Origin of the sequence: Pseudomonas sp. NBRC 111130, from assembly GCF_001320485.1 — a bacterium.
Classification (GTDB): domain Bacteria; phylum Pseudomonadota; class Gammaproteobacteria; order Pseudomonadales; family Pseudomonadaceae; genus Aquipseudomonas; species Aquipseudomonas vlassakiae.
Genome location: NZ_BCBG01000015.1, coordinates 50,127 through 61,253 on the forward strand (window position 1 = coordinate 50,127; position 11,127 = coordinate 61,253).

Below are 11,127 nucleotides of genomic sequence, written 5' to 3' on the forward strand. Positions count from 1 at the left end.
GGAAAAGCCCCATGCCCAGCGTTACCCTGCGCCCTGTCAGCGCCCAAGACCACGCCGCCTGGCTCGCCCTGTGGCAAGCCTACCTGGGCTTCTACCAGACCGAGCTGGCAGAGGAAGTAAGCCTCAGCACCTGGCAACGCCTGCTCGACCCCAACGAGCCAACCCATTCGACCCTGGCCTGGGTCGATGGCAAGGCAGTGGGCATGGTCAACTTCATCTACCATCGTTCCAACTGGAGCATCGAGAACTCCTGCTACCTGCAGGACCTCTACGTCGACAGCGGCCAGCGCGGCCTGGGCATCGGCCGACAGCTGATCGAGCACGTGTACGCCACGGCCAAGGCCGCCGGCTGCATCAAGGTGCACTGGCTGACCCACGAAACCAACGCCACCGCCATCAGCCTGTACGAGCAGGTTGCCGAGCGCCCGGGCTTCATCCAATTCCGCAAAGGGTTGTAGGCCACATGACTGACGCACTGAACTGGAAACCTGCTGCATCGCCCAAGGCCGAGCCCATCGACGGCCGCTTCATCCGCCTGGAGAAACTTGACCCGGCGCGCCACGGCGATGACCTCTGGCTCGCCCTGCAAGGGCCCGATTCCGACCCGGTGCTGTGGGACTACCTGCCCTACGGCCCATTCACCGAGCGCGCTGCCTTCGACCGCTGGCTGCAAGGCAATGCCGCCGGCCACGACCCGCTGTATTACACCGTGATCGACCGCGGCACCGGCCAGGCCCAAGGTGTTCTCAGCCTGATGTCGATCGTGCCCGACCACGGCCGTATCGAGATAGGCCACGTCGCCTTCGGCGCCCCCATGCAGCGCACGCCCAAGAGCACCGAGGCTGTCTACCTGTTGGGCAAATTGAGCTTCGAGCTGGGCAACCGGAGGCTGGAGTGGAAGTGCAACAACGCCAACGCCCGCTCCAAGCGTGCGGCAGAGCGGTTCGGCTTCACGTTTGAGGGCGTGTTCCGCAAGCACCTGGTGGTCAAGGACCACAATCGCGATACGGCGTGGTATTCGATTACCGATGATGAGTGGCCACAGGTGGCGGCCGGGTTCGAGCGGTGGCTGAGTGAGGTGAACCAACAGCCGGAAGGTCAGGTAGAAACGCTCGAGGCATGCCGCAAAGGCTGAAAGATTTGCTTGCCCCGCGAAGAGGCCGGAAAGTCCAGCACAAAAAAAGGGGAGCATCCGCTCCCCAGAGGTTAACCGCTTGTAGATGAGGGCTTTCGAATCAGCCCTCGATCTCGATCAGGATCTCGCCCGGTGTCACGCGATCGCCCTTGGCCACGTGGATGGCCACAACCTTGCCGGCGATGGCCGCCTGCACTTCGGTCTCCATCTTCATCGCTTCGGTGATCAGCACGGCCTGGCCGGCCTTGACCACGTCGCCTTCCTTGACCAGCACATCGACGATGTTGCCCGGCATGGTGGTGCTGACGTGGCCAGGTGCACTGGCCTGCTTGCGCTTGCTGCTGCCACCGCCGACAAACTCGTTGAGGGGTTCGAACACCACTTCTTCCGGCATGCCGTCGATCGACAGGTAGAAGTGACGCTTGCCTTCTGCCTTGACGCCCACGCCAGTGATGTCGACGCGGTAGGTTTCACCGTGGACGTCGATGACGAACTCGGTCGGCACCCCTTCACCGCCATGGGACGCCACGGCACCGGCCTCAGGAATCGGCAGCAGGGCTTCCGGGGTCAGGGTGCCGGCTTCACGTTCCTCGAGGAACTTGCGACCGATGTCCGGGAACATGGCGTAGGTCAGCACGTCTTCTTCGCACCGGGCCAAGGCACCGATATCGCTGCGCAGCTTGGCCATCTCTGGCTTGAGCAGGTCGGCCGGGCGCACGTCGATGATTTCTTCGTTACCGATGGCCTGACGGCGCAGTTGCTCGTTGATCACGCCCGGCGCCTTGCCATAACCGCCTTGCAGGTACAACTTCACCTCGTTGGTGATGGTCTTGTAGCGCTCACCGGCCAGCACGTTGAAGAATGCCTGGGTACCGACGATCTGCGAGGTCGGTGTCACCAGCGGTGGGAAGCCGAGGTCTTCACGCACCCGCGGGATCTCTGCCAGCACTTCGTTCATGCGGCTGAGCGCGCCCTGCTCCTTGAGCTGGTTGGCCAGGTTGGAAATCATCCCGCCCGGCACCTGGTTGACCTGCACGCGGGTGTCCACGGCGGTGAACTCGCTCTCGAACTGGTGGTATTTCTTGCGCACCGCGTAGAAGTACAGGCCGATTTCCTGCAGCAGCTCCAGGTCCAGGCCGGTGTCGAACTCGCTGCCCTTGAGCGCGGCGACCATCGACTCGGTGCCGGGGTGGCTGGTGCCCCAGGCAAAGCTGGAGATCGCGGTATCGATGTGATCGGCACCGTTTTCCACGGCCTTGAGTTGGCACATGGCCGCCAGGCCGGCGGTGTCGTGGGAATGGATGAACACCGGCAGCGACTGCTCGGCCTTCAGCGCCCTGACCAGCTCACCGGTGGCGAACGGTGTCAGCAGGCCGGCCATGTCCTTGATCGCAACCGAGTCGCAACCCATGGCTTCCATCTGCTTGGCCTGGGCGACGAAGGCGTCGATGGTGTGCACGGGGCTGACGGTGTAGGCGATGGTGCCCTGCGCGTGCTTGCCGGCAGCCTTCACCGCTTCGATGGCCACGCGCAGGTTACGCACGTCGTTCATGGCGTCGAAGATGCGGAAAACATCGATGCCGTTGACCGCAGCCTTGGCGACGAAGGCCTTGACCACATCGTCGCTGTAGTGACGGTAGCCCAGCAGGTTCTGGCCGCGCAGGAGCATTTGCAGGCGAGTGTTGGGCAGGGCCGCACGCAGTTTGCGCAGGCGCTCCCACGGGTCTTCTTTGAGGAAGCGCACGCAGGCGTCGAAGGTGGCGCCACCCCAGACTTCCAGCGACCAGTAGCCGACCTTGTCGAGCTTGTCACAGATCGGCAGCATGTCTTCGGTACGCATACGGGTAGCCAGCAGAGACTGGTGGGCGTCGCGCAGGATCGTGTCGGTTACGTGAATTTTCTTGGACATTATGGGGATTCCTCACAGGCCTGCGTGGGCGGCGATGGCGGCGGCGATGGCCAGGGCCAGCTCTTCGGGTTTGCGCTTGATCGAGTAGTTGGTCAGTTCCGGGTGGCTTTCAACGAAGCTGGTATTGAACTGGCCGCTACGGAACTCCGGATTGCGCAGGATTTCCTGGTAGTACGCGGCGGTGGTCTTCACCCCTTGCACGCGCATGTCGTCCAGGGCCCGCAGGCCGCGGTCCATGGCTTCTTCCCAGGTCAACGCCCAGACCACCAGCTTCAGGCACATGGAGTCGTAGAACGGCGGAATGGTGTAGCCGGTGTAGATCGCCGTGTCGGTGCGCACGCCCGGGCCGCCGGGGGCGTAGTAGCGGGTGATCTTGCCGAAGCTGGGCAGGAAGTTGTTCTTCGGGTCTTCGGCGTTGATGCGGAACTGCAACGCGTAGCCACGGTGCTGGATGTCTTCCTGTTTCACCGACAGCGGCAGGCCCGAAGCGATGCGGATCTGTTCGCGGACGATGTCGATACCGGTGATTTCCTCGGTGATGGTGTGTTCCACCTGCACCCGGGTGTTCATCTCCATGAAGTACACCTCGCCATCGGCGAGCAGGAACTCCACGGTACCGGCGTTCTCGTAGTTCACCGCCTTGGCCGCACGCACCGCCAGGTCGCCGATGTAGGCGCGCTGCTCAGGGGTGAGCTGTGGGCTCGGGGCGATTTCGATGAGCTTCTGGTTGCGGCGCTGGATCGAGCAGTCGCGTTCGAACAGGTGCACGACGTTGCCGAAGCTGTCACCGAGGATCTGCGCCTCGATGTGCTTGGGGTTGACGATGCACTTTTCCAGGAACACTTCGGCCGAGCCGAAGGCCTTGGTGGCCTCGGAAATGACCCGTGGGAAGTTCTGTTCCAGTTCTTCACGGCTGTTGCAGCGACGGATACCACGGCCGCCACCACCGGAAGTGGCCTTGAGCATCACCGGGTAACCGATGCGGTCACCTTCGCTCAGGGCTTCATGAATATCGGCGACGTTGCCTTCGGTACCGGGGGTCACCGGTACACCGGCCTGGATCATGGTGCGGCGCGCTTCGGTCTTGTCGCCCATGCGGCGGATGACATCGGCGGCCGGGCCGATGAACTTGATCCCGCGCTCGGCGCAGATCTCTGCCAGTTCGGCGTTTTCCGACAGGAAACCGTAACCCGGGTGCAGGGCATCACAGCCGGTTTCCACAGCAAGGTTGACCAGCTTGCGCGGGTTCAGGTAACCGGCCAGTGGCTCGGCACCAATGCTGTAGGCCTCGTCGGCGCGCTTGACGTGCAAGGCGTGACGGTCGGCGTCGGAATAGATCGCGACAGAGCGAATGCCCATCTCGGCGCAGGCACGCACGATCCGAACTGCGATTTCACCCCGGTTGGCGATCAGGATTTTTTTTATCACTGGAGTCTTCCCAAAGCCGTAGGAACAGACGATCCGGTTGTACCGGTCGGCGCGTGACCAGAGGTTGCTGGCCAGTCGCACATTCACCCTAGCGCTGAAGGTCGATAAACAAAAATCAATATTTGTTAGGGGCTGTATTAGCAAAAGCTTATAGTTCGGTAACAAGGTATTGCCGATGAGCCCATAAAATGCGTAAGTCCTTGATGCGTATGACTTTGCGTCAATTGCAGATCTTCAACGAGGTGTGCGATTTGCGCTCGTACAGCCGCGCGGCGGAGGAGATGGCACTGACGCAACCCGCCGTTAGTCTACAGATCCGTCAGCTCGAAGAGCTGATCGGCCAGCCGCTGTTCGAGTACGTCGGCAAGAAGCTTTACCTGACCGAAGCCGCCGAGGCCCTGCAACGGGCCAGCCGCGACATTTTCGGGAGGCTGGAAAGCCTCGACATGCAGCTGTCTGACATGCAGGGCTCACTGCAGGGGCAGTTGAAACTGGCGATCGAGTCCAGTGCCAAGTACTTCGTGCCACACCTGTTCGCCGCCTTCAAGCAGCGTCACCCGGAGGTCAATCTCACCCTTACGGTGGTCAACCGTGCCCAGGCGATCCGACGCCTTTCCGACAACCGCGACGACCTGATCATCATGTCGATGGTGCCGCAGGACATGGGGTTGGAGTTTCTGCCGTTTCTGAATAACCCGATCATTGCCGTGGCCCCGCCTGAACACCCGCTGTGCAAGCTCGCACAACTGCGCTTGCAAGACCTGGAGCCTCATACTCTGCTGGTCCGCGAACAGGGTTCGGGGACTCGCAAGGCTTGCGAAGAGTACTTCAAGGACAAGCGCGTGCACTTCACCCAGACCCTGGAAGTCGCGTCAGCCGATGCCCAGCGCGAATGCGTGATCGCCGGCCTGGGAATTGCCCTGTTGACCCGCCATGCCGTAAACCTGGAGCTGGCCACGGGGGTACTCAGGGAGCTGCCGGTTGAGGAGTTGCCGCTGTACCGCAGCTGGTGTGTGGTGCAGGCCAAGGCCAAGCGACAGTCGCCGGTGGCCTTGGCGTTTCTGGCGTTCATCCGTAGCGAACGTGCACTGATCAGCGCACTGGTTGAGCGCTTTTCGGGAAAGTTGCCGCCGATGTCTGCCACACCGTGAGCGCTTGCAGCTCGGGGTAGTCGGCGAGATCGCGAAGCAGTTGACGTTGGTCGCAATAGCTTTCGATTGCGCGGCGGTATTCCATGCGGCGCTGATCTTTTTCCTGCTGCTTGCGAGCCTTGGCGCTGGGTTGGTAGGTACCGTCGAAGTCACGAGCCATTGCCTGTCTCCCAGATAGGATGCGGGAGTTTCAGACTGACCTTGAGGGTTTACGGTTTGGCTGTGGAATGGTGACAAAACCGTGAAATCTGCTTTGCCCGTACAGGAAAAACACGATCAGTCGTCGGTAGCCTTGATCGACTTGGGCGACAACCGCAGGCTGCGCAAGCTGCGCTTCACGCTCTTGAGGTGATTGACCAGGCTTGGCCCCCGGGCCATCGCCACGCCCATGGCCAGCACGTCGATCACCACCAGGTGAGCGATACGCGAGGTCAGCGGGGTGTAGATTTCGGTATCTTCATGAACATCGATCGCCAGGTTGACCGTCGACAGCTCCGCCAGGGGCGTAGCGCTTGGGCACAACGTGATCAGGTTGGCACCACTTTCACGCACCAGATTGGCGGTGATCAGCAGGTCCTTGGAACGCCCCGACTGGGAAATGCACACCGCTACGTCACCCGGTTTCAACGTCACCGCCGACATGGCCTGCATGTGCGGGTCGGAGTAGGCCGCAGCGCTGAGCAGCAGGCGGAAGAACTTGTGCTGGGCGTCGGCGGCTACTGCGCCGGACGCACCAAAGCCATAGAACTCCACGCGTTGCGCCTGAGCCATGGCACTCACCGCCTGCTGCAAGGCCTGTGGGTCCAGGTGCTCTCGGACTTCCATCAGCGTGTGCAGGGTGGTGTCGAAGATCTTCAGGCTGTAATCGGCAACCGAGTCGTCTTCATGAATCGCGAACTGGCCAAAACTGGCGCCCGCCGCCAGGCTCTGGGCCAGCTTGAGCTTGAGATCCTGGAAGCCAGAACAACCGATCGCCCGGCAGAAGCGCACAATGGTCGGCTCACTGATACCCACGCTGTGCGCCAGGTCGGCCATGGAACTGTGCATCACGGCAGCCGGGTCGAGCAGCACGTGGTCGGCCACTTTGAGTTCCGATTTGCGCAGCAAGTGGCGCGATTGGGCGATATGTTGCAACAGATTCACGGGCTGGACTCGGTTATGATCGGCTGGCCGGGATGTAGCTTTCTTGTAGTTATACTACATGGAGGCCAACCCGCCCAGTTAAACGAACGTGGAGAGTGGTGGTTTGACTATTCCTTGCGACATTCTGGTGTTCGGTGGCACCGGTGACCTGGCCCTGCACAAACTGCTGCCGGCGCTGTATCACCTGTATCGCGAGGCACGCCTGAACAACGCGGTGCGCATCATCGCCCTCGCCCGCCGCCACATAACCCGTAATGACTACCTCAAGCTCGCCGAACGCCACTGCCGGGCGCAGATCGCCCGCCACGATTTCGACGAGGACGTGTGGCAACGCTTCTCCGCCCGCCTCGACTACTTCCCCATGGATGCGGCGCAAAGTGCTGATTTCGGCCGCCTGGCACGTTACCTCGGCGAGCCTGGAGGGCTGACCCGCATCTACTACCTGGCCACTGCACCCAACCTGTTCGTACCCATCGCCAACCACCTGCGGATTGCCGGGCTGGCCGACAGCGAAGCGCGCATCGTGCTGGAGAAACCGATCGGCCACTCACTGGCATCGGCCACCGCCATCAACGAAGCAATCGGCGCGGTATTCGATGAATCGCAGGTGTTTCGCATCGACCACTACCTGGGCAAGGAAACCGTGCAGAACCTGATGGCCCTGCGCTTCGCCAATGCCTTGCTGGAGCCGGTATGGCGCAACGGCCAGGTCGACCATGTGCAGATCAGTGTCTGCGAAACCCTTGGTGTGGAAAACCGCGGGGGTTACTACGACCGCGCCGGGGCGACCCGCGACATGCTGCAGAACCACCTGCTGCAGCTGCTGTGCCTGGTGGCCATGGAGCCGCCTGCGCAGTTCGAGGCCGAAGCCGTACGCGACGAGAAAGTGAAGATCCTGCGTGCCCTCAAGCCCATTACCGGCCAGGACGTGCAGGACAAGACCGTGCGCGGCCAGTACGGTGCCGGCCACATCGGCGGCCAGGAAGTGCCGGCCTACTACTTCGAGAAGGACGTCGACAACGACACCGACACCGAAACCTTCGTCGCCGTACACGCCCACATCGACAACTGGCGCTGGGCCGGCGTGCCCTTCTACCTGCGCACCGGCAAGCGCATGGCACGGCGCTCGTCGCAAATCGTCATCCAGTTCAAGCCGGTGCCCCACGAGCTGTTCACTGGCGGCCAGGTCAATCAGCTGCTGATCCAGCTGCAGCCGGAGGAGCGCATCAGCCTGCGGATGATGACCAAAAGCCCCGGCAAGGGCATGCGCCTGGAACCGGTCGACCTGGACCTGAACCTTGCCCAGGTATTTGGCCAGACGCGCCGTTGGGAGGCCTATGAACGTCTGCTGCTGGACATCCTGGAGGGCGATTCGACGCTGTTCATGCGCCGCGACGAAGTGGAGGCCGCCTGGGCCTGGATCGACCCGATCATCAAGGGTTGGGAAGAGCACTTCCAGGCACCCCGCCACTATGCCGCTGGCACCAACGGCCCGGAACAGGCCAACAGCCTGCTGGCCAGGCATGGCAGGCACTGGCATGACTGAAATGCTTCGCTCTTCAATGCAAGGAGACTCGCCCTGCACTGTGTCGGGCAGAAGGTGCATACCGCCCTTCTTCACACAGGAGCAGCAAAATGATCATCGAATGCAAAGATTGGCGAGCCCACCACGACAAGATGCTTCCAGCCGAGCTGCGCGTCAGTGGCACCATCATTGTGAGCCATCCCGGCATCGAACCTGTACTGGTCTTGCGCGCCAGCCAAAATACATCCACGACAGTGGCACTGGATCTTGAATTGCAAGATAAGGAAGGAAGCTTCCCGGTCATCTGCGACAAGGAAGTTCGCTTCGTTAAGCAACGAGCCTTCGAAACGATCACGCAAGTGGACATCTTCCAGGACGGAAAACTGATCGCATCCATCACCGATATCCTTGTTACCCATTGATCTGGCGATCCGTGCGGCCGCTGCTGGTCACGCATCAGCAGTTGCCGCGCTCAATGAGACCACGGTCGGGCAAGCATCTGCCTGAACTCAGGCGCCGGCATTGGCCTGCTGATCAGGTAGCCCTGGGCCTCATCACATGCCTGCTCACGCAGGAATGCCAATTGTTCCGCCGTTTCCACCCCTTCTGCCACCACCTTCAGGCCAAGGCTCCTGGACAGGGTGATGATCGCCTGGGTAATGGCCGCATCCTGGCTACCCTCATGCAACCCTCGGATGAAGGCCTGGTCGATCTTCACGTAGTCCACCGGCAGGCGCTTGAGGTAGCTGAGTGATGAATAGCCGGTGCCAAAATCGTCGATGGCCAATTGAACACCGAGCGCGTGCAATTGCTCGAAGGTCGAGATGATGTGTTCCACATTGTCGAGCAGCTGGCTTTCGGTCAGTTCCAGCTCCAGCAACCGCGGCGCCAGCCCGGTTTCCTCCAGCACCTGGCGCACCAGGCTGACCAGCTTGCCTTGACGCAACTGGAACACGGAGAGGTTGACCGACACGCGCACTTCCAACCCCGCTCGGCACCATTCACAAGCCTGCTGGCAGGCGCGACGCAGCACGAACTCACCCATCGGCGCGATCAGCCCGGTTTCCTCGGCCAGGCCGATGAACTCGCCAGGCGGCACCATGCCCCGCTGCGGGTGCTGCCAGCGCACCAAGGCCTCGGCCGCATGCAGGCGGCCGGTGCGCAGACACAGCTTGGGCTGGTAGTAGACCAGCAACTGGTCTTCTTCGATGGCCCTGCGCAGCTGGGTTTCCAGCTGTAGGCGCTCCACGGTACTGGCCCGCAGGCTCTCGGTGTAGAACTGGAAATTGTCACCGCCCAGATGCTTGGCATGCTGCTTGGCCATGTCGGCCTGGCTGATCAGCGCATCGGCATCGAGCGTGGCGTCGGACAGCACGCTGATACCCACCGACGCACTGACAACCACCTCATGCCCATCGAGCCGCTGCGGCTTGCGCAACTTGTTCAGCAGGCGGGTGGTTACCCGCACCAGGCTCGACAGGTTGCTGTACCCATCGAACAGCACGGCAAACTCATCGCCAGACAGCCGCGCCACGGTATCCGCCTCGGGAACGGTGCTGACAATGCGCCGGGCAATCTTGTGAATCAGCTGATCGGCCAGTTCATGGCCCAGGCTTTCGTTGAGCAGCTTGAAACGGTCCAGATCGACATGCAGCAGGGCAAGGCTGCGGCCGTTGCTGCGTACCCGTTGCGCGGCTTCTTGCAGGCGCAGCCGGAACAATGAGCGGTTGGCCAGTCCGCTCAGTTCATCGTAGTGCGCCAGATAGCGCAGGCGCTCCTCGGATGCCCGACGCGCCGACAGGTCGGTAAAGAAGCCGACCACCTGGCTCAATTGGCCCTGTGGGTCACGCACAGCCGTCAGCTGCAAGCGTTGCGGGTGCAGCTCGCCGTGCTTGCGCGCCTCTACCAGCTCACCCTGCCATCCGCCTTGCTGCGCCAGCGCCGACTCAATGGCCTGGCTGTGCCGGCGCGCATCGCTGTGGCATGGCAGGTCGAACAGCTCGCGCGCCAGTAGCTCGGAGCGGTTGTAGCCGGTCATCTGGCAGTAAGCCTGATTCACTACCAGCACGACGAAATCGGCACTGAGAATCGCCACGCCCTCGTTGCAAGCTTCAAACACCGTGGCAGCAAGGCGCTGCTGCTCTTCGAGCACCTTCTGCGCCGAGATCCGTTGCAGGTCCTGGTTCAACGCCTGATTCTGGAACCGCCGCAGGAGGCTGCGGTCGAGCAGGCGGTTGACCTGCCAGGCTACCACCAGCAACGCCGCCAGCAGGATCAGCCCGAGCCAGCCCCAACCACGCTGCTGTCCGGCGCAGAAACAGAACAGGAACAGGATGGGCGGTACCAGGCAGGGCAAGGCAAAGCTGAGAAAGGCCGGCAAGCTCACTGCATAGGCAATGCTCGCACTCAAGGTGGCCATCCCCAGCAGCCCGAACACCCAGGCCTGCTGCACGAAGTTGTCGTTCGGCACCAGCGCAATCGCGGCACAGGCCAAGGTCAAGCCACTGAACGCCGAGCCGAGCAAGAACATGCGGCGCCAGCCGGGGTTGGCCTGGCGCTGCGCCGTGGCTGCATCGAACGCCGCAACCTGGATCACTCGAAGGGCCACCAGCGCCAGCAGCCATACCAGCCAGACGCCCACCAGCAGATAACGTCCAGGGCTCCACACCAGCCAGGCGCACAGCAAACCGGTAAGCAGCATGAACACTGTGGGCAGTAGTGAGCCTTGATACAACAGGCGAGTTCGCTCAACGGACAGCTGAGTGGCGAACTGCCTGCGCACGTTCCTTGTCATCTCCAGCGATACTCCAATCGCCGTGCAGTCCTGAGTCATAGT

General features: G+C 62.0%; 10 protein-coding genes. 5 read left to right on the forward strand and 5 right to left on the reverse strand.

All coding sequences use genetic code 11. From position 1 onward, the window contains the following. Positions 1-11: 11 nt before the first annotated feature. Together APH33_RS08855 and APH33_RS08860 are read left to right on the forward strand one after the other, a co-directional pair. Entirely contained in the window at positions 12-458 is a 447-nt protein-coding gene (locus APH33_RS08855; protein WP_054884773.1) for a GNAT family N-acetyltransferase, read from the forward strand. Positions 459-463: 5 nt separating this feature from the next. Continuing rightward, the gene (locus APH33_RS08860) at positions 464-1,135 is read left to right on the forward strand and encodes a GNAT family N-acetyltransferase (protein WP_054884774.1); all 672 of its coding nucleotides are present in this window, start codon (positions 464-466) and stop codon (positions 1,133-1,135) included. A gap of 100 nt (positions 1,136-1,235) precedes the next feature. On the opposite strand, the gene oadA is transcribed toward APH33_RS08860, so the two are convergent. After that, a complete protein-coding gene (gene oadA / locus APH33_RS08865; RefSeq protein WP_054884775.1) occupies positions 1,236-3,044 on the reverse strand; it encodes a sodium-extruding oxaloacetate decarboxylase subunit alpha in 1,809 nt (602 codons plus the stop codon). Between the two features lie 12 nt (positions 3,045-3,056). Continuing rightward, positions 3,057-4,472 carry an acetyl-CoA carboxylase biotin carboxylase subunit gene (locus tag APH33_RS08870; protein WP_054884776.1) on the reverse strand — a complete coding sequence of 472 codons (1,416 nt, stop codon included), beginning with the start codon at positions 4,470-4,472 and terminating at the stop codon, positions 3,057-3,059. Positions 4,473-4,675: 203 nt separating this feature from the next. Between APH33_RS08870 and APH33_RS08875 the strand changes: the two genes are divergently transcribed. Beyond that, complete coding sequence (locus APH33_RS08875) at positions 4,676-5,623, forward strand: LysR family transcriptional regulator (protein WP_177332373.1); 948 nt, start codon at positions 4,676-4,678, stop codon at positions 5,621-5,623. Here the strand turns inward: APH33_RS08875 and APH33_RS26485 are convergent. Then, positions 5,565-5,783: a PA3496 family putative envelope integrity protein gene (locus APH33_RS26485; protein WP_082433505.1), complete on the reverse strand. Its 219-nt coding sequence runs from the start codon at positions 5,781-5,783 to the stop codon at positions 5,565-5,567. The genes APH33_RS08875 and APH33_RS26485 overlap by 59 nt on opposite strands. 116 nt (positions 5,784-5,899) lie before the next feature. Next, complete coding sequence (gene hexR / locus APH33_RS08880; RefSeq protein ID WP_027917078.1) at positions 5,900-6,766, reverse strand: transcriptional regulator HexR; 867 nt, start codon at positions 6,764-6,766, stop codon at positions 5,900-5,902. A gap of 103 nt (positions 6,767-6,869) precedes the next feature. On the opposite strand from hexR, the gene zwf reads away from it, so the two are divergent. Both zwf and APH33_RS08890 read left to right on the forward strand, forming a co-directional pair. After that, positions 6,870-8,312, forward strand: coding sequence for a glucose-6-phosphate dehydrogenase (zwf, locus tag APH33_RS08885; protein WP_054884778.1), 1,443 nt, complete (start codon positions 6,870-6,872; stop codon positions 8,310-8,312). Between the two features lie 89 nt (positions 8,313-8,401). Beyond that, positions 8,402-8,713, forward strand: coding sequence for a hypothetical protein (locus tag APH33_RS08890; protein WP_054884779.1), 312 nt, complete (start codon positions 8,402-8,404; stop codon positions 8,711-8,713). 50 nt (positions 8,714-8,763) lie between these two features. Here the strand turns inward: APH33_RS08890 and APH33_RS08895 are convergent, their stop codons facing one another. Then, positions 8,764-11,124 carry a bifunctional diguanylate cyclase/phosphodiesterase gene (locus APH33_RS08895; RefSeq protein WP_054884780.1) on the reverse strand — a complete coding sequence of 787 codons (2,361 nt, stop codon included), beginning with the start codon at positions 11,122-11,124 and terminating at the stop codon, positions 8,764-8,766. Positions 11,125-11,127: the final 3 nt, after the last annotated feature.

Excerpts from the sequence above, each read along its gene's own strand:
- APH33_RS08855 (WP_054884773.1), top strand. The coding sequence starts at position 12 with ATGCCCAGCGTTACCCTGCGCCCTGTCAGCGCCCAAGACCACGCCGCC.
- APH33_RS08860 (WP_054884774.1), top strand. The coding sequence starts at position 464 with ATGACTGACGCACTGAACTGGAAACCTGCTGCATCGCCCAAGGCCGAG.
- oadA (WP_054884775.1), bottom strand. The coding sequence starts at position 3,044 with ATGTCCAAGAAAATTCACGTAACCGACACGATCCTGCGCGACGCCCAC.
- APH33_RS08875 (WP_177332373.1), top strand. The coding sequence starts at position 4,676 with ATGCGTATGACTTTGCGTCAATTGCAGATCTTCAACGAGGTGTGCGAT.
- APH33_RS26485 (WP_082433505.1), bottom strand. The coding sequence starts at position 5,783 with ATGGCTCGTGACTTCGACGGTACCTACCAACCCAGCGCCAAGGCTCGC.
- APH33_RS08890 (WP_054884779.1), top strand. The coding sequence starts at position 8,402 with ATGATCATCGAATGCAAAGATTGGCGAGCCCACCACGACAAGATGCTT.
- APH33_RS08895 (WP_054884780.1), bottom strand. The coding sequence starts at position 11,124 with ATGACTCAGGACTGCACGGCGATTGGAGTATCGCTGGAGATGACAAGG.